Origin of the sequence: Klebsiella sp. HN106 (assembly GCF_051209435.1) — a bacterium.
Lineage (GTDB): Bacteria > Pseudomonadota > Gammaproteobacteria > Enterobacterales > Enterobacteriaceae > Klebsiella > Klebsiella oxytoca.
Genome location: NZ_JBLURD010000002.1, coordinates 484,518 through 503,325, shown reverse-complemented (window position 1 = coordinate 503,325; position 18,808 = coordinate 484,518). Strand labels below are relative to the sequence as shown.

Genomic DNA, 18,808 nt, shown 5'->3' with positions numbered 1-18,808 from the left:
CAAAGGCCCCTTCCCGTCGGGAGGGGAGGCGGTATCAATGTTGCCGGTAGAGAGCACAGGCACTCCGTCGCTGACCAGAACCCGGCTTTCGGGCTAAATTGTTTCCCCGAAAGTCCCGGCGCTGCATAAGCTCTCTCTGACATGTTTATTTTTTAAAAGACGCGCTTCCCACAGCGCGCTAATACGCTATTGCAAATGAAAATAGTTATCAATAATATTATCAATAAATATTGCGTTTATTAATGCGTTTGTTGATAAATGTCACGATAAACATAGGGTTGAAAGGAATGCATAAGACAGGATGCGACGACTGGTGGCGCCATATCTCCGGTCCGCAAATTGAGGTCGTGGACGACGCGTATCGGGTGACCTTTTGGTGGCGCGATCCGGCGGGCAACGAAGCCTCTTCGCCAACCCGGCGGGTATGGATTTATATTACCGGCGTGACTGACCATCATAAAAACGCCGTACCGCAAACGCTGCAGCGCATTCCCGGTACCGATGCCTGGTGCTGGCAAACCACTCTCTCTGCCGCCTGGCGCGGCAGCTACTGCTTTATTCCTTCCGCGCGGGACGACGACTTTTCCCCTCAGCTTTTTAACGGCGACAGCCCGGACCGCGCGTTGCTGCGCGAAGGCTGGCGCAAGCTGCTGCCGCGGGCGATTGCCGACCCGCTTAATCCGCAAAGCTGGAAGGGCGGGCGCGGCCACGCGGTCTCTGCGCTGGAGCTGCCGGACGCCCCCGAACAGCCCGGCTGGGCGCTGCGTGATGAACCTTATCAGCCGCCGGTCTGCATTGAATGGCAGAGCCAGCGACTCGGCAACCGTCGGCGGATATGGATTTACGCCACCGGCGATGCGCAGCCGCAAGCGCGCCCGCTGGCGATTTTGCTTGATGGTCAGTTCTGGGCAGAAAGCATGCCGGTATGGGCGCCGCTAGCAGGATTAACCCGCGAGAAGCGGTTACCGCAGGCGGTTTATCTGCTGATTGACGTTATCGATAACCAGCATCGCGCCGAAGAGCTTCCCTGCAATGAAACGTTCTGGCTGGCGGTTCAGGAAGAGCTGCTGCCGATGGTTCACCGGATAGCACCTTTCAGCGATAGCGCCGACCGAACCGTGGTGGCAGGCCAGAGCTTTGGCGGCCTGGCCGCGATGTTCGCCGCGCTCTACTGGCCCCGGCGATTTGGCTGCGTGCTCAGCCAGTCTGGCTCCTACTGGTGGCCGCATCGCGGCGGCGCGCAGACGGGCCTGCTGATTGAGCGGCTCAGCCGCGGCGAAATACAGCCGCAAGGGCTACGCATCTGGCTGGAGGCCGGCGTTCGCGAGCCGATCATTTTTCGCGCGAACCAGGCGCTGCTGACGCATCTGGAACAGCAGACGATTTTCTGGCGTCAGGTTGACGGCGGACATGATGCGCTTTGCTGGCGCGGCGGGCTGACGGCCGGGCTCATCCAGCTGTGGCAGCCATTAGGCCGTGAAGAGTAGCAAAGCGCGATTTACGAGGAATTTGATATGCAATTCAGTAACCCCTTCGACAATCCGCAAGGGCAGTTTTACATTCTGCGCAATGACCAGCAGCAGTTCAGCCTGTGGCCGCACCACTGCGCCCTGCCGGAAGGCTGGACGGTAGAGTGCCCGCCGCAGTCGTTAGAGGCGTGCAACGCCTGGCTGGCGGAGAACTGGTCAACGCTTACCCCCGCGCACTATGCATCCTGAGGAGCTCACAATGACCACACGTTTACCGCTGGTTGCGGCTCAGCCGGGGATCTGGATGGCGGAGCGCCTCTCGACGCTGCCCGGCGCCTGGAGCGTGGCCCACTATGTTGAGCTGCGCGGCGATATCGACCCGACCTTGCTCGGGCGGGCGATTGTCACCGGGCTCTCTCAGGCTGACACCCTCAGCATGCGTTTTTGTGAAGATAACGGCGAAGCCTGGCAGTGGGTCGATGAAAATCGTCATTTTGCCGAGCCGGACTATCGGGATCTGCGCACGTCGCACGACCCGCACGCTGCCGCGCTGGCGCTGATGCAGGCCGATCTCGGGCAAAACCTGCGCGTGGACGGCGGTAATCCGCTGGTCTGCCATCAGCTGCTGCGGGTGGGGGATAAGTGCTGGTACTGGTATCAGCGTTACCATCATTTGCTGGTCGATGGCTTCAGTTTCCCGGCTATTACCCGCCAGATCGCCGCGATTTATCGCGCATGGCAGCGCGGCGAAGATACGCCAGCTTCGCCGTTCACGCCGTTTGCCGAGGTGGTGGAAGAGTACCAGCGCTACTACGGCAGCGACGCCTGGCAGCGTGATAAACAGTTCTGGCAGGCGCAGCGTCAGGCGCTGCCGGCTCCGGCCTCCCTTTCCGACGCGCCGCTGGCGGGAAGGGCGACCAGCACCGATATCTGGCGCATGAAGCTGGAGGTCGACGCCGGCGTATTTAGCCGGCTGGCGGCAGGCGCGCCGCAGTGCCAGCGCGCGGATCTGGCGCTGGCGCTGACCGCCCTGTGGCTGGGACGGCTGTGCAGCCGAATGGATTACGCCGCGGGCTTTATTTTCATGCGCCGCATGGGCTCTGCGGCATTAACCGCTACCGGCCCGGTGCTCAACGTTCTGCCGCTGGCGGTCAATATTGACGCCCGGGAAACGCTGGCGGAGCTGGCCATGCGTCTTGCCGGACAGCTCAAGAAAATGCGCCGCCACCAGCGCTATGATGCCGAACAGATTGTCCGCGACAGCGGCAGGGCGGCGGGCGATGAACCGCTGTTTGGCCCGGTACTCAATATTAAAGTCTTCGACTATCAGCTGGATATCGACGGCGTACAGGCGATTACCCACACCCTGGCCACCGGCCCGGTCAATGACCTGGAGCTGGCGCTCTTCCCGGATGAAACCGGCGGTCTATCGCTGGAGGTGCTGGCGAACAAGCAGCGATATGATGAACAGACGCTGCGCGGGCATATCGCCCGTCTATCTTCTTTGCTGACTCAGTTTGCCGATAATCCCACTCTGCCCTGCGGCGAGGCGAATATGCTGTCGGCGGCGGAAAACCAACGCCTGGCGCAGGTGAACGCGACCGCTGTCGACCTGCCGCTCACCACCCTGAGCGCGCTGGTGGCGGCGCAGGCGGCAAAAACCCCGGATGCCCCGGCGCTGGCGGATGGCTGCTGGCAGTTTAGCTACCGTGAGATGCGCCAGCAGGTGGTAGCGCTGGCCGAGCGTCTGCGCGCACGGGGCGTCAAACCGGGCGATAGCGTGGCGGTCGCGCTGCCGCGTTCGGTGTTCCTGACGCTGGCGCTGCACGGCATTGTTGAGGCCGGAGCCGCGTGGCTGCCGCTGGATACCGGCTATCCCGACGACCGCTTGCGGATGATGCTGGAAGACGCCCGTCCGTCGCTGCTGATCACCTCTGAGGATCAGCTGGCGCGCTTTAGCGATATTCCCGGCCTGGAAAGCCTCTGCTACCAGCAGCCGCTGGCGGCGGGCGAGTCCGCGCCGCTGGCGCTCTCGCAGCCGGAGCATACCGCGTATATCATCTTTACCTCCGGCTCCACCGGGCGGCCGAAAGGGGTGATGGTCGGGCAGACCGCCATCGTCAACCGCCTGCTGTGGATGCAGGACCACTATCCGCTCTGTGCTGAGGATGTGGTGGCGCAGAAAACGCCGTGCAGCTTTGATGTCTCGGTATGGGAGTTCTGGTGGCCGTTTATCGCCGGCGCGCAGCTGGTGATGGCCGAGCCGGAAGCCCACCGCGACCCGCTGGCGATGCAGCAGTTTTTTGCCCGCTACGGCGTGACAACGACCCACTTTGTGCCGTCGATGCTCGCGGCGTTCGTTGCCTCGCTGGAGGCGGAAAACGTCGATTGTTGTCAAACCCTGCGCCGGGTATTCTGTAGCGGAGAGGCGCTGCCGACGGCGCTATGCCGTGAATGGGAGCAGCTCACCGGCGCGCCGCTGCATAACCTGTACGGCCCGACGGAAGCCGCGGTGGACGTCAGCTGGTATCCGGCCTGCGGGCCCGAACTGGCGGCAGTCACCGGCGCCAGCGTACCGATTGGCTGGCCGGTGTGGAATACCGGCTTGCGCATCCTTGATGCCGCCATGCGCCCGGTACCGCCGGGCGTGGCGGGGGATCTCTACCTGACCGGCATTCAGCTGGCGCAGGGCTATCTGGGGCGTCCCGATTTGACCGCCAGCCGCTTTATTGCCGACCCCTACGCGCCGGGCGAGCGGATGTACCGCACCGGCGATGTTGCCCGCTGGCTGGATAACGGCGCGGTCGAGTATCTCGGACGCAGCGACGACCAGCTAAAAATACGCGGCCAGCGAATTGAGCTGGGCGAAATTGACCGCGCGCTATCTGCGCTGCCGGACGTTGCGCAGGCGGTGGCTCACGCCTGCGTCTTCAACCAGGCGGCGGCGACCGGCGGCGATGCCCGTCAGCTGGTGGGCTATCTGGTTTCTGCTTCCGGTCTGCCGCTGGACACCGCCGCGCTCAAAGCGCAGCTTGGCGAACAGCTACCGCCGCATATGGTGCCAGTGGTGCTGATTCAGCTGCCGGCGCTGCCGCTAAGCGCCAATGGCAAGCTGGATCGTAAAGCGCTGCCGTTACCCACGTTGAGCAGTGAGCGCAGCGGACGTCCGCCGGAGCCGGGCGTGGAAACTGCCGTTGCCGCAGCGTTCAGCCAGCTGCTCGGCTGTGAGGTGAACGACATCGACGCCGATTTCTTCGCCCTTGGCGGCCATTCGCTGCTGGCGATGCGCCTGGCGGCGCTGCTGAGCCGCGAACTGGAACGCCAGGTGACGCCTGGCCAGATAATGGTCGCTTCTTCCGTCGGCAAGCTGAGCGCGCTGCTGGCATCGGATCTGAGCGATGAGCAGGCGCAACGGCTGGGCTTCGACGCGATCCTGCCGCTGCGCGAGAGCGACGGCCCGACGCTGTTTTGCTTCCATCCGGCTTCCGGTTTTGCCTGGCAGTTCAGCGTGCTGGCGCGTTATTTAAGCCCGCGCTGGTCGATCGTCGGCATTCAGTCGCCGCGACCGCAGGGGCCGATGGCGACGGCGGCGGATCTGGATGCGGTATGCGAACATCATCTGCAAACCCTGCGTTCGCAGCAGCCGCGCGGCCCGTACTATCTGTTTGGCTATTCGCTCGGCGGTACCCTGGCGCAGGGAATTGCCGCCCGTTTACGCCAGCGCGGCGAAGCAGTGGCCTTCCTCGGGCTGCTGGATACCTGGCCGCCCGAGACGCAGAACTGGGCGGAGAAAGAGGCGAACGGTCTGGATCCTGAGGTGCTGGCGGAAATTGCCCGCGAACGTGAGGCGTTTCTGGCCGCCCAGCAGGGGCAGGCTTCCGGCGAGCTGTTCAGCGTGATTGAAGGCAACTATGCCGATGCGGTGCGCCTGCTGACTACCGCGCACAGCGCGAAGTTTGACGGTAAGGCGACGCTGTTCGTGGCGGAGAAGACCCGGCAACCCGGGATGGACCCGCAGGTGGTGTGGGGGCCGTGGATCGGCGAGCTGGAGGTGTTTAGCCAGGATTGCGCCCACGTGGATATTATCTCTCCGCAGGCTTTTGAAGCGATCGGTCCGGTGGTCAGGGAGATACTCGGTTAGGGATCGATGAACTCCCGGGTTGCGGCTGACGCCTTACCCGGGCTACCGTTTGTGCCAGATTGGGTAGCCCGGCTAAGCGCAGCGCGAGCCGGGAATTTCTACTTGCGACCCAGCGGCACTACCAGCGGTGTATGCGCCACCGGATCGTCAATAATCGTACAGCGCAGGCCGTAAATCTTCTCGATCAGCGCCGCGTTGACAATCTCCTTCGGCGCGCCCTCGGCGACGATTTTACCGTCGCGCAGGGCAATCAAGTGGGTGGCGTAGCGGCAGGCCTGATTCAGGTCGTGCAGCACCGCCGCCAGCGTATAGCCCTTTTCTCGATTCAGCTCGCTCAGCAGCTCCAGCAGATCGATTTGATGGCTGATATCCAGCCAGGTGGTGGGCTCATCCAGCAGCATAATTGCCGTTTCCTGGGCCAGCACCATGGCGATCCACGCCCGCTGGCGCTGGCCGCCGGAGAGCGTATCGACGCTTTGTTGCGCGAGGTCGGTAATGCCGGTGGCCTTCATCGCCCTGGTGACCGCCTCTTCATCCTCTTTGCGCCAGCGGGTAAACAGCGGCTGGTGCGGATAGCGGCCGCGGGCGACCAGCTCCTGAACCGTTATATCCCCCGGCGTGGTGGCGTTCTGCGCCAGCAGGCCGATGCGCTTTGCCACCTCTTTACTGGCGTAATGCTGGATCTGTTCGCCGTCGAGCCAGACATGGCCGCTGGTAGGCGTCATCAGGCGGCTCAGGGTGCGCAGCAGGGTCGACTTACCGCAGCCGTTGGGACCGATAATCGCGGTAAAGTGGCCATCGGGAATGGTGACGTTCAGCGATTCGGCGATGGTCTTTTTGCCGTACGCCAGGGTCAGCCGATCGCCGCGCAAACGGGAGGTAACAGCGGTCATTTTTTGCGGGACTCCTGAATTAACAACGCGATGAGGTAGATGCCGCCAATGCTGACGGTCACCACGCCCACCGGTAACTGATAGGGCATAAACAGACGCTGCGCGGCGTAGTCGGAGATGGCCAGCAGCAGGGCGCCGCACAGCGCCGCCTGAGTCAGCCCCCAGCGCGCGGTACCGCTGAGGCGGCGCGCGATATGCGGGGCCACCAGGGCGATAAATGAAATCGGCCCGGCGAGCGCGGTGGCGGCGGCGGTCAGTACCACCCCGACCAGCATCATCAGCAGGCGCGAACGCTCAACCCGCACGCCCAGCGCACAGGCGGTATCGTCACCCATCTCCAGCAGCCGCATGCGCCGCGCCAGCAGCGCCCCGCAAACCAGCATCAAGAAAATCAGCGGCGCGGAGGGCCAGGTTTTTCCCCAGGTCAGTCCGTTAAGCGAGCCGGCATACCACAGCCCGGCGGAGAGGGCGGTTTCCAGCGAAGCGCGCAGCAGTAGCCAGGTATTGAATGCTACCAGCATGGCGCGGACGCCGATGCCGATAATAATCAGGCGAAAGGTTTCAATCCCGTTGCGCCACGCCAGTATCCAGACCACCAGCGCGGTGAGGATCCCGCCAGCCATGGCTGCCGCGGCGATGGCCGCCAGGTTCTGGCCGAACATGACCATGGCGACCAGCACGCCGCTCCACGCCCCGGTGTTAAAACCCATCACGTCCGGGCTACCCAAGGGGTTGCGGGTGAGCGACTGGAAAATCGCGCCGCTGACGCCGAGGGCGGCGCCGATCAGCAGCGCCATCAGCACGCGGGGCAGGCGCCACTCGGTCACCACCAGGGTGATATTGCGCGGCGCATCGCCGAGCAGCGCGGAGATAACCTGTTCAACGCTTAACGGTACCAGGCCGGTGCCGAGCCCCCACAGGGAGACCAGGGCGCTGGCGATCAGCAGCAGCAGGCAGCTAAACATCAGGCGGCGGGACGGGGCCATCACATTCCACCTCCGCGCGGCTGGCGGCGGACCAGCCAGATCAGCACCGGCGCGCCGATAAAGGCGCTGACTACCGAAACCCGCAGCTCACCGGGGACCAGCAGACGGCCCAGCACGTCGGCAAACAGCAGCAGGGCAGGGGTGGCCAGCAGGGTGACCGGTAGCGACCAGCGATGATCCGCGCCCACCAGCCAGCGGGCCATATGCGGCATCATCAGGCCAATAAAGGCGATGGGCCCGACCACCGCCGTGGCGCTGCCGCACAGGACGGTAATCGCCAGCAGGCCGATGAGCTGGGTACGTGCCACCCGGCTGCCGAGCGCGGTGGCCGTATCGTTACCGAGGCTCAGGCTGTTTAAGGCCCTGCTCAGCAATAGCGTCACCAGGCCGGCAATGAGTACCGGGATCAGGACAATTTTAAGCGTTTGCAGGGTGCGCACGTCCAGCGAACCCGCCTGCCAGAAGCGCAGTTGATCGTAGACGTCGGGGTTGAGCAGGGCGATACCGCTGGAAAGGCCTTCCAGCACCGCCGCCAGGGCGACCCCCGCGAGGGTCAGGCGAACCGGGCTCAGCTGGCCGCCGCCCTGGCTGCCGGTAAAGGCGACCAGCAGCGAGGCGCCGAACGCGCCGCAAAAGGCCATCAGCAGCTGCTCCTGCGGTGAGGAGATACCAAACAGCGCCGCACCCAGCACGATAGCGAAGCTGGCGCCGGAGTTGACGCCGAGGATCCCCGGATCCGCCAGCGGGTTACGGGTCAGCGTTTGCATCAGCGCTCCGGCCAGGCCCAGCGCGGCGCCGGCCAGCAGCCCGGCAAGGGTTCGCGGCAGTCGGGCATCAAGGACGATGGTGCAATCGGCGCTCTGGCAGGTGCCGGCGAAAGCATCGATGACGACGCTAAACGGTAGGGGTTTGGCGCCGATCAGCAGGCTGAGCGCAACCGCAATGATTAACACGATTAAAAGACCCGGCACGGCAAAGGCGCGCGCCGCGGTCGTTGAAGACGACATGGCTTACATCCCTGACATGATAATGATAGTAATTATCGTTATCGATTCTATCCAGTTATGTTAGCATGTGCACCCATAAAAATGGTATGGAAAATAATAACAAGGCGCTGTCATGAACCGACAATCCTGGCTGCTGAATCTCAGCTTGCTGAAAACCCACCCGGCCTTTCGTGCCGTCTTTATCGCCCGCTTTATCTCCATTCTGTCGCTTGGCCTGCTGGGCGTGGCGATCCCGGTACAGATCCAGATGATGACCCATTCGACCTGGCAAGTGGGGCTGTCGGTCACCTTAACCGGCGGTTCGATGTTTGTCGGTCTGATGATCGGCGGCGTGCTTGCCGACCGCTATGAGCGTAAGCGTCTGATCCTGCTGGCGCGCGGCACCTGCGGCATCGGCTTCGTCGGCCTGTGCCTCAACGCCATGCTGCCGGAACCGTCGCTCATCGCTATCTATCTGCTGGGCATCTGGGACGGCCTGTTTGCCTCAATCGGCGTGACCGCGCTGCTGGCGGCGACCCCAGCGCTGGTTGGTAGGGAAAATCTGATGCAGGCCGGGGCGATCACTATGTTGACGGTGCGGCTGGGATCGGTCATTTCACCGATGATCGGCGGTCTGCTGCTGGCAACCGGCGGCGTGGCCTGGAACTACGGGCTGGCGGCGGCAGGTACTTTTATAACGACGCTGACCCTGCTGCGTCTGCCGCGGCTGGCACCGCCGCCGCAGCCGCGCGAACACCCGCTAAAATCGCTGAACGCGGGATTGAAGTTTCTGTTTAACAGTCCGCTTATCGGCGGCATTGCGCTGCTTGGCGGACTGCTGACGATGGCCAGCGCGGTACGCGTGCTCTATCCGGCGCTGGCCGGAAGCTGGCAGATGTCGGCGTCGCAGATTGGCCTGCTGTACGCGGCGATCCCTTTGGGAGCGGCGTTCGGCGCGTTGACCAGCGGACAGCTGGCGCAGACGGCGAAGCCCGGCGTGCTGATGCTGGCGACCACCGTCGGCTCGTTTGTGGCGATTGCGCTGTTCAGCCTGATGCCGGTGTGGGAGCTGGGCGCGCTGTGCCTGGCGCTGTTTGGCTGGCTGAGCGCAATAAGCTCGCTGCTGCAATATACGCTGATCCAGACGCAAACCCCGGAGAATATGCTCGGGCGCATCAACGGGCTGTGGACCGCGCAGAACGTGACCGGCGATGCGATAGGCGCGGCGCTGTTGGGGGGGCTGGGCGCGATTCTGACGCCAGCCGCTTCGGCGAGCGCCAGCGGCTGGGCGCTGGTGATTGTGGGCGTGGTGCTGGTCGGGCTGCTACGCGAGCTGCGCCGCTTTCAGCGCCCGGAGACGGTCAGCGAAAGCTAGTTCCGCCGGTCTTCCCGGAGGCGGCGCGTCGCGCCTGTCCGGGCTACTGGCCCGCAGACGACGGTGAACCCGTAGCCCGGTCAGCGCAGCGCTACCGGGGGAGCACACCGCAGACGACGGTGAGTTGGCCGGAACCACAGACGGCACGTTACCCGTAGCCCGGGTTAGCGCAGCGCGACCCGGGAAGAAGCCGCGCCGATGTATTTATCCCGGCGCATTCCGGGCTATCGACTTGCAGTAGCCCGCTAGCGCCACCGGGAAAACCGAAAAGAGCGCCAATAAAAAGCCCCGGATGGCTCCGGGGCTGGCTATTACTCGTCAGTGACGATTAACGCTTAGTACGCGCCAAGATCGCTCCATACCGCGAACTGACCGCAGTTCAGGTCCGGCTGGTCACCCTGAGACCACCATTTCACCTGGTAGTTGTGGCCTTTCCAGCTGACGGTTTCAAAGGTACCCCAGTTGCTGCCATACACGGTGCTGGCATTCCACAGCGGATAAGGCGTGGTTTCGTCTGACGGCACTACATCATCATCCGCCGGTTGAGGTTGATCATCGCTGTTATCCTGGTCGTCCGACGGCTCATCATCGTTCTTGTCTTCCGACTCGTCTTCGCTGTCATCGCTCTGGGTAGCGGCGACGACGGAGAGCACAAAGCGCTGCTGCGTTGACGGCTCACCCCAGGTATCGCGCACGAACAGAGTAAAGGTGAACTCGGTATCTTCGCTCACTTTCGGGACGTCGAACTCGATGACGGCGGCGGTTTTATCCGCCACGGCGATCGCCGCAGGCACGCCCCAACTGAAGGACAGGTCGTCGCTATCTTCATCCGAGGATTTTTCGCCGGAAAGACGCACGCGGGAGCCGCCAACCACCATCAGTTCGATGGCTGCTTTCGGCGCGTGGTTGACCGCCGGTTCAGGCTGAACGTCGTCTTCCTCATTTTCATCCGTTTCATCCGCTTCATCCGTCGGTTCGACGTTGATGCCTTCGAAATAGAACGGCTCCATATCGATAACTTCAGAGGCCATTTCATAGCCCAGACCTTCACGCGCGGCGTTCACCAGCACGCCGTTGTCCTGGTCGATAGTCCAGGTGAACAGCGCGCCCAGACCGAGGCTGGCGGCGTATTCGCCCTTGGCTTTCACCGTACGCGGGGTGTCCAGAGACATGAACAGTTTGCTTTCCGGATTGTAGAGGTAATCCGCATTGGCCACCTGGTCGGTATAGATGTTGAAACCGTTACGGCCTTTCTGGTTTTCCAGATCCAGGTAGTTATAAATGGTGTCATACCATTCGGTGGTACCCGACTCGAAGGTACCCACGGTGGTGCCGGTGCCCGGGTTATAGGTACCCTTGAGCGGAGACAGAGATTCCAGCTCTGCATTGCGGCCGTTACGGCTATAGGCAGCGTAACCAATATTAATGCGGTCTGACGGGAAGCCTTCGGCCAGCAGATGGTCGACGATGGTATTGACCGCCCAGCCGCCTTCTTCCAGCGCGTTCAGGTTGGTGTGATGCGTCAGGGTTTCCGCCCACGGCGTACCGAAGAAGTCATAGGTCATCACGTTGATGCCGAACAGACCGGCCTGCAGCAGCGCTTTCACGTTGGAGTAATCGAAGGTCTTCACTACCGCGGAGCTGGCAATGGAGATTTTGACGTTGCTCAGACCGGCGGAATCCAGCTGCTTACGCAGCTCGCCGATCAGCAGCGCATAGTTTTCGCCGTCTTCCGGGCCGTAAGGATTGCCCGCGCCTTCCGCGTTCGGGTATTCCCAGTCGATATCCACTTCGCTGAACATCGGGAACTGTTTGAACAGTTTTACCACGCCTTTCGCGAAGGTTTTACGGGCGGAATCAGAAGCTGCGGTTTCGTGGAAGCTGTTACTCATGGTCCAGCCGCCGATGCTCATGGACAGCACCAGATCGTGACCCTGCTGCTTCGCTTTGGCCTGCAGATCGCGCAGGCCGCCGAGCAGACCTTTGGTATTCGCCTGAGTGACGGTTTTCGGATCGACGTCCCAGCCGCTGACGGAGTGGCCAACGTTAACGTAGGACTGGAAATCGCCCCACGGATCGAGGAAGGTCGGCTCATATTTGACTTTTCCGCACTGCTCGGCGGCTTCGGCAACCACATCGCGGTACATCCCATCCACTTTATGGAAGCCGGTGACGCCGACGAAGCCGACGATGATTTTGTCGTAAGCCGTAGGGGAGACGTTAGTCAGATCGTAGCCGCGACCGCGGTTATCTTTCGCATCGCCGCCCTGCAGACGTCCGTCATACTGAGACCAGTCGGTGTAGTAACCAAAGACTTTCGGTTTGCTGGTTGAGGCTTTGTATTTGTTATAGACCGGTTTGGCGACGCGAGCGGAGGTATAGCTGTAGTTGCTCACTTCGGTTGCCGGGTTAAAGCCGTCTGCGGCGTTGCTGGTTTCGGTCAGCGTATCGCCCTGAATCAATTTGCTTGTTGCCACGTTAATTTCCTTCTGTGTTGAATGCCCACCTCAAGCGGTGTGGGGCAGATAATCGGGCAACGCGGCGGCCAGGGCTAATCACAAAATAACACCGGCAGCGATGATATTTCAGCTGAGGCGGCGATGAGGCTGATGAGGTACAGTGAGAGAAAATAAGCTTTTATAACAAAGAGATGATGTGAGGAGTGATGCGCGATGAGATCCCGGCGACCCGCGCCGGGAGAAGAGCTTTAAGCAAAGAGCGCGGCTAAGCGCTGCAGCACCAGTACGGCGCTGTAATAATCCAGGCGGAAGGTTTCCGTTCCCAGCGGATAAACGCGTTTACCTTCGACTGCGGGCAGATGCGACAGCAGCGGGTTGGCGTAAATCGCATCGGCATCTTTTTGGTCGCCAGCAAACAGGAACAGGCTCTGACCGTTAAGTCCGGCGGCTAAATTTTCACCGCCCAGCTGCACGATATCATGACGTTTCCCCTGACTCTGGCTGGCATGCAGCCCGGCGGGCAGATCGGCAAGGGTAAAGCCCAGCTGTTGAAGCATCTGCCCCTGAGCGGACTCTTTCGTCCAGATATTGGCGCTATGGGCCGCGGCGGTGTAGACCAGCGCGGTGACCGGCTGCGGCGGCAGCTTCATCTTCTCTTTCAGCGCCGCCAGCTTAGTATCAAATTCCGCAATTCGCTCTGCCGCCTGTTTTTCATGGCCGGTGATCGTCCCCAGTTGGGTCAGCAGGGCCTGCCAGCTTTTGTCATCGTAGTTAATGATAAGCGTTGGGGCGATGGTGGAAAGCTGGTCGTAGAGCGTCAACGCCGAATCGCCGCCGGTGGCGCTAATCAGAATCAGATCCGGCATTTGCGCAGCGACGGCCTCAGCGCTCGGTTCGCCAATGTAGAGGCGCGACAGCTTCCGCGCTTTCGCCACATCGCTCCACTGACGTAAAAATCCCTGACCGTCGGCGACGCGGTTGTTCGGCGTCGTGGCGCCGCTGGCGACTACCGGCGCGTCAATCGCCAGTAGTGAGCCGGTCAGCGTCACGCTGGTGGAAACAATTCGCAGGGGCTGGCTTTCCAGCGTGTGTGTTCCCCGGCTGTCGGTTATCTGCCGCGGCCAGTCTGCCGCCAGCGCTGAGCTAATTCCTAAAATCGCCAGACCGCTGGCGAGGAGGGTACGGCGGCAAAAGGTGGAGAAATGCACGTATTCGCATCCTGATTAAGTGGTGATAAATGAGCTGAAAACAGATCTTTGCCAGCGACGATGCCCGCCTTTCTGCCGGGAGGAGGCTTGCGCCTTACCCGGCCTGTAAACGTCATAACATCATCAGGCGAAGCGCTCCCGGAAAAACGCACGTGACCGGCAATCTGTGATGAATGCTTCTCATTTTCAGCTTTGCGCCGCGTGGATGCAAGCCTAAGTCGCACAACATGCTACCTGTACGGTTGACATAGCGCGCAATACCTTTTAGGTTACCCAACCAAAATATAAATGATAATTATTCGTAATATCTTTATCGTTTTTTGGAGGATGATATGGAAACGTCTTTGGCTGAGGAAGTACGGGAGAAAAAAATGACTCTGCCGCCGGAAAGCTTCTTCTTTATGTCGCCGTACCGCAGTTTCACCACCGCTGGCTGCTTTAGTCGGTTTTCTCATCCTGCCGCCGATGGCGAAAATCTGGATGGGGAATTCCAGCACAAAATGGCCGCCGCCTTTGCAGCGGCGCGGGCTGCCGGGATCGCTAAGCCGATAATGGTCGGCGCCATTCCGTTTGATACCAGCGAGCCGTCCGAGCTGTTTATACCCACAAGCTGGGAAACCTTCTCCCGACCAGAAAAGCAGCACTCCGCGCGCTATGCGTCGGGGCTGCAGCCCATGGACGTGATTCAGCGCCGGGAGATCCCCGAACAGGACACCTTTATGGCGATGGTGACGCGCGCGGCGGCCCTGACCGCGACGCCGGAAGTGGACAAAGTGGTCCTGTCGCGCCTGATTGATATCACCACCCGTGAGCGGGTTGATAGCGGTGCGCTGCTGGAGCGCCTGATTGCCCAGAACCCCGCCAGCTATAACTTCCACGTGCCGCTTTCGGACGGCGGCGTGCTGCTGGGCGCCAGCCCGGAGCTGCTGTTACGTAAAGAAGGGGCGCATTTTTACTCTCTGCCGTTGGCCGGTTCGGCCCGCCGTCAGCCGGACGATGTGCTGGACCGCGAAGCGGGGCACAAGCTGCTGGCGTCGGAAAAAGACCGCCATGAACATGAGCTGGTGACCCAGGCGATGAAGGCCGTACTGGCACCGCGCAGCAGCGAGCTAAGCCTGCCGGATTCTCCGCAGCTGATCACCACGCCGACCCTGTGGCATCTGGCGACGCAGATTCAGGGCGCCGCGCTGGCAAACGAGAATGCCATGTCGCTGGCCTGTCTGCTGCATCCCACCCCGGCGCTGAGCGGCTTCCCGCATCAGGCGGCAAAACGCCTGATTAACGAACTGGAGCCGTTCGATCGCCAGCTGTTCGGCGGTATCGTCGGCTGGTGCGATGATGAAGGCAACGGCGAGTGGGTGGTCACCATCCGCTGCGCGCGCCTGCATCAACGCACGCTGCGGCTGTTTGCAGGCGCAGGGATCGTCCCGGCCTCTTCGCCGCTAGGCGAGTGGCGCGAAACCGGCGTCAAACTGACCACCATGCTGAACGTATTCGGCTTGCAATAAGGGACTATGATGATCGAATTTACCCGCTGGCCGGAAGCGTTCGCGGCCCGCTATCGGCAAAAAGGTTACTGGCAGGATCTGCCGCTGACTAACCTGATTACCCGTCATGCCGAAAACGATGCTCCCGCCATTATCGACGGCGACAAACGCTACAGTTATCGTGAGTTCAACCGCCTGGTTGATAATCTCGCCTCCTCGCTGCAGCGTCAGGGCCTGAAGCGCGGCGAAACGGCGCTGGTGCAGCTGGGCAACGTCGCGGAATTTTATCTGACGTTTTTCGCGCTGCTGCGGATCGGCGTGGCGCCGGTGAATGCGCTGTTCAGCCATCAGCGTAGCGAGCTCAACGCCTACGCCGCCCAGATTGAACCCGCCTTGCTGATTGCCGATCGCGAACACGCGCTGTTTGCCGATGACGAATTTCTGAATGATTTTGTCAGCCAGCATCCGTCGATACGCGTGGCTCTGCTGCTCAACGACAGCGGCGAACGGAGCCTGACGGCAGCCATTGAGCGGCCTGGCGATAATTTCATTGCCGGACCAACGCCTGCCGACGAAGTGGCCTTTTTCCAGCTTTCCGGCGGCAGCACCGGTACGCCGAAGCTCATCCCGCGTACCCATAACGACTACGACTACAGCATTCGCCGCAGCAACGAGCTGTGCGGCGTGAGCGCCGAAACGCGCTACCTGAACGCGCTTCCCGCCGCCCATAACTACGCGATGAGTTCGCCAGGTTCTTTAGGCGTCTTCCTCGCCGGCGGTGTGGTGGTACTGGCGCACGATCCGAGCGCCACACTCTGCTTCCCGCTGATTGAAAAACACCAGATTAACCTGACCTCGCTGGTTCCGCCTGCGGTCAGCCTGTGGCTGCAGGAGATCCAGGATTCCGGCAGCAATGCCCGCCTGCAATCGCTGCGGCTGCTGCAGGTTGGCGGGGCGCGCCTGTCCGCGACGCTCGCGGCGCGTATTCCGGCGGAAATCGGCTGTCAGCTTCAGCAGGTCTTCGGCATGGCGGAGGGGCTGGTGAACTATACCCGCCTCAACGATAGCCCCGAGCGCATTATCAATACTCAGGGTTGCCCGATGTGTCCGGACGATGAAGTGTGGGTGGCCGATGCGCAGGGCAATCCGCTGCCGCGGGGCGAAGTCGGACGGCTGATGACCCGTGGTCCTTACACCTTCCGCGGCTATTACAAGAGTCCGCAGCATAATGCCGAAGCCTTTGATGCCGACGGGTTCTACTGTTCTGGCGATCTGATCTCGATCGATGAAGACGGCTATATCACCGTGCAGGGACGGGAAAAAGATCAGATCAACCGCGGCGGAGAGAAGATCGCGGCGGAAGAGATCGAAAACCTGCTGCTGCGCCATCCGGCGGTGATCCACGTCGCGCTGGTCAGTATGGAAGATAGCCTGCTGGGAGAAAAGAGCTGCGCATATCTGGTGGTAAAAGAACCTCTGCGCGCGGTGGCGGTACGCCGCTTCCTGCGGGAACAAGGGGTCGCAGAATTTAAACTGCCGGACCGCGTGGAGTGCGTTGATGCGCTGCCGCTGACGCCGGTGGGCAAAGTCGATAAAAAACAATTACGTCAGTGGCTGGCTGAACGCAAGCTGGGCTGAAGGAGAAGACAGAATGGCAATCCCTAAATTACAGGCTTACGCGCTGCCGGAAGCCAGCGATATCCCGGCGAACAAAGTGAACTGGGCATTTGAGCCGTCCCGTGCCGCGCTGCTGATCCATGATATGCAGGAGTATTTCCTTAATTTCTGGGGCGAAAACAGCGCGATGATGGAGAAAGTGGTGGCCAACATCGCCGCCCTGCGCGAGTTCTGCAAACAGAATAATATTCCGGTTTTTTACACCGCCCAGCCGAAAGAGCAGAGCGATGAAGACCGCGCGCTGCTGAACGACATGTGGGGGCCGGGTCTGACCCGTTCTCCTGAACAGCAGCAGGTCATTGCCGCTCTTGCGCCGGACGACAACGATACCGTACTGGTGAAGTGGCGCTACAGCGCGTTTCATCGCTCGCCGCTGGAGGAGATACTGAAAGAGGCGGGGCGCGATCAGCTGATTATCACCGGCGTGTACGCCCATATCGGCTGCATGACCACCGCAACCGACGCGTTTATGCGCGATATTAAGCCATTTTTCGTTGCCGATGCGCTGGCTGATTTCAGCCGCGAGGAGCATCTGATGGCGCTCAACTACGTGGCGGGTCGCTCCGGTCGCGTGGTGATGACGGAAGAGCTGCTGCCGCTGCCGGCATCGAAAGCGGCGCTGCGCGCGCTGGTGCTGCCACTGCTCGATGAATCCGATGAACCGATGGATGACGAAAACCTGATCGACTACGGCCTGGATTCGGTACGCATGATGGCGCTCGCCGCGCGCTGGCGTAAAGTGCACGGCGATATTGACTTCGTGGTGCTGGCGAAAAAACCGACCATCGATGCCTGGTGGGCGCTGCTTTCTCGCGAGGTGAAATAATGAACGGGCTAGATTTTCACGGCCAGACCGTGTGGATCACCGGCGCGGGTAAGGGGATCGGCTACGCTACCGCGCTGGCGTTCGTTGAGGCCGGCGCGCAGGTAACCGGTTTTGATCTGGCGTTCGACGGTGCAAGCTATCCGTATGCCACCGAGACGCTGAACGTCGCCGACGCGCAGCAGGTGGCGCAGGTATGCGGCCGCCTGCTGGCAGGGATCGAGCGGCTGGATGTGTTGGTTAATGCGGCCGGTATTTTGCGGATGGGGGCGACCGATGCGCTGAGCCTCGAAGACTGGCAGCAGACCTTTGCCGTCAACGTTGGCGGGGCGTTTAACCTGTTCCAGCAGACGATGGCGCAGTTCCGCCGCCAGAAAGGCGGGGCGATTGTGACTGTGGCGTCCGACGCTGCGCATACCCCGCGCATCGGCATGAGCGCCTACGGCGCATCAAAGGCGGCGCTAAAGAGCCTGGCGCTGACCGTCGGCCTGGAGCTGGCGGGCAGCGGCGTACGCTGTAATCTGGTTTCTCCTGGTTCTACCGATACCGATATGCAGCGGACGCTGTGGGTGAGCGATGATGCAGAGCAGCAGCGCATTCGCGGCTTCGGCGAGCAGTTTAAGCTGGGGATTCCGCTGGGTAAAATCGCCCGCCCGCAGGAGATTGCCAATACCATTCTGTTCCTCGCCTCCGCTCACGCCAGCCATATCACGCTGCAGGATATCGTGGTGGACGGCGGCTCGACGCTGGGGGCATAAATGGCCTGGAAACGTCAGCTGACGCTGGATGAGCTTAACGCCACCAGCAGCAATACGATGGTGGCCCATCTGGGCATCGTCTATACCCGCCTTGAGGAGGGCGTGCTGGAGGCGGAAATGCCGGTCGACGCGCGAACGCATCAGCCGTTTGGCCTGCTGCACGGCGGGGCCTCCGCGGCGCTGGCGGAAACCCTCGGCTCGATGGCCGGATGGTTGATGACCGCAGAGGGACAGTGCGTGGTAGGGACCGAGCTCAACGCCACCCATCACCGGGCGGTCTCCAGCGGTAAAGTCCGCGGCGAATGCCGGGCGCTGCACCTGGGGCGTCAGGGCCAGAGCTGGGAAATTGCGATATTCGACGAGCGAGGACGGCGCTGCTGCACCTGCCGTCTGGGCACGGCGGTCCTCGGCTGAGGCATAGCCTGTTCCCGGGTCAGGCGTTTACGCCGCAACCCGGGGATGCGCCGCGATGAATACATAGGTGCAGCTTCTTCCCGGTGGCGCTGCGCTTACCCGGGCTACAGGTTCACCGCCGTCTGCGGGCCG

General features: G+C 61.7%; 14 protein-coding genes. 9 read left to right on the top strand and 5 right to left on the bottom strand.

The window, feature by feature from the left end; all coding sequences use genetic code 11:
* The first annotated feature begins 287 nt into the window (after window positions 1-287).
* From fes to entF, 3 genes are read left to right on the top strand one after another with little or no spacing between them, the layout of a single operon-like run.
* Entirely contained in the window at window positions 288-1,487 is a 1,200-nt protein-coding gene (fes, locus tag ACSIPU_RS09020) for an enterochelin esterase (RefSeq protein WP_004111260.1), read from the top strand.
* A gap of 27 nt (window positions 1,488-1,514) precedes the next feature.
* Window positions 1,515-1,718 carry an MbtH family protein gene (locus ACSIPU_RS09015; protein WP_004100064.1) on the top strand — a complete coding sequence of 68 codons (204 nt, stop codon included), beginning with the start codon at window positions 1,515-1,517 and terminating at the stop codon, window positions 1,716-1,718.
* A gap of 10 nt (window positions 1,719-1,728) precedes the next feature.
* A complete protein-coding gene (gene entF / locus ACSIPU_RS09010; protein WP_435321881.1) occupies window positions 1,729-5,610 on the top strand; it encodes an enterobactin non-ribosomal peptide synthetase EntF in 3,882 nt (1,293 codons plus the stop codon).
* A gap of 98 nt (window positions 5,611-5,708) precedes the next feature.
* Here entF and fepC read toward each other — a convergent pair whose 3' ends face one another.
* The 3 genes from fepC to fepD are packed head-to-tail and all read right to left on the bottom strand — an operon-like array spanning window position 5,709 to window position 8,496.
* Complete coding sequence (gene fepC, locus ACSIPU_RS09005; protein ID WP_004111265.1) at window positions 5,709-6,503, bottom strand: iron-enterobactin ABC transporter ATP-binding protein; 795 nt, start codon at window positions 6,501-6,503, stop codon at window positions 5,709-5,711.
* Window positions 6,500-7,492, bottom strand: a complete 993-nt coding sequence (gene fepG / locus ACSIPU_RS09000) for an iron-enterobactin ABC transporter permease (protein WP_163525220.1) — start codon at window positions 7,490-7,492, stop codon at window positions 6,500-6,502. The genes fepC and fepG overlap by 4 nt, the downstream gene beginning before the upstream one ends.
* Window positions 7,489-8,496 (bottom strand): Fe(3+)-siderophore ABC transporter permease, encoded by a 1,008-nt coding sequence (gene fepD, locus ACSIPU_RS08995; RefSeq protein ID WP_004111269.1) that lies wholly within the window; start codon window positions 8,494-8,496, stop codon window positions 7,489-7,491. The genes fepG and fepD overlap by 4 nt, the downstream gene beginning before the upstream one ends.
* Window positions 8,497-8,608: 112 nt before the next feature.
* On the opposite strand from fepD, the gene entS reads away from it, so the two are divergent.
* Window positions 8,609-9,850: an enterobactin transporter EntS gene (gene entS / locus ACSIPU_RS08990; RefSeq protein WP_004111272.1), complete on the top strand. Its 1,242-nt coding sequence runs from the start codon at window positions 8,609-8,611 to the stop codon at window positions 9,848-9,850.
* A gap of 335 nt (window positions 9,851-10,185) precedes the next feature.
* Here the strand turns inward: entS and ACSIPU_RS08985 are convergent, their stop codons facing one another.
* Both ACSIPU_RS08985 and fepB read right to left on the bottom strand, forming a co-directional pair.
* Window positions 10,186-12,327: a glycosyl hydrolase family 18 protein gene (locus ACSIPU_RS08985; protein WP_196557924.1), complete on the bottom strand. Its 2,142-nt coding sequence runs from the start codon at window positions 12,325-12,327 to the stop codon at window positions 10,186-10,188.
* 230 nt (window positions 12,328-12,557) lie between these two features.
* Window positions 12,558-13,517: a Fe2+-enterobactin ABC transporter substrate-binding protein gene (fepB, locus tag ACSIPU_RS08980; RefSeq protein ID WP_435321879.1), complete on the bottom strand. Its 960-nt coding sequence runs from the start codon at window positions 13,515-13,517 to the stop codon at window positions 12,558-12,560.
* 332 nt (window positions 13,518-13,849) lie between these two features.
* Between fepB and entC the strand changes: the two genes are divergently transcribed.
* The 5 genes from entC to entH are packed head-to-tail and all read left to right on the top strand — an operon-like array spanning window position 13,850 to window position 18,676.
* On the top strand, window positions 13,850-15,025 hold the full coding sequence (gene entC / locus ACSIPU_RS08975; protein ID WP_023329427.1) for an isochorismate synthase EntC: 1,176 nt from the start codon (window positions 13,850-13,852) through the stop codon (window positions 15,023-15,025).
* Window positions 15,026-15,034: 9 nt separating this feature from the next.
* Window positions 15,035-16,642: a (2,3-dihydroxybenzoyl)adenylate synthase EntE gene (gene entE / locus ACSIPU_RS08970; protein WP_004100075.1), complete on the top strand. Its 1,608-nt coding sequence runs from the start codon at window positions 15,035-15,037 to the stop codon at window positions 16,640-16,642.
* Window positions 16,643-16,655: 13 nt separating this feature from the next.
* Window positions 16,656-17,507, top strand: coding sequence for an enterobactin biosynthesis bifunctional isochorismatase/aryl carrier protein EntB (entB, locus tag ACSIPU_RS08965; RefSeq protein ID WP_004100078.1), 852 nt, complete (start codon window positions 16,656-16,658; stop codon window positions 17,505-17,507).
* Window positions 17,507-18,262, top strand: a complete 756-nt coding sequence (entA, locus tag ACSIPU_RS08960) for a 2,3-dihydro-2,3-dihydroxybenzoate dehydrogenase EntA (protein ID WP_196557921.1) — start codon at window positions 17,507-17,509, stop codon at window positions 18,260-18,262. The genes entB and entA overlap by 1 nt, the downstream gene beginning before the upstream one ends.
* Window positions 18,263-18,676, top strand: coding sequence for a proofreading thioesterase EntH (gene entH / locus ACSIPU_RS08955; RefSeq protein WP_023329428.1), 414 nt, complete (start codon window positions 18,263-18,265; stop codon window positions 18,674-18,676).
* Window positions 18,677-18,808 lie beyond the last annotated feature (132 nt).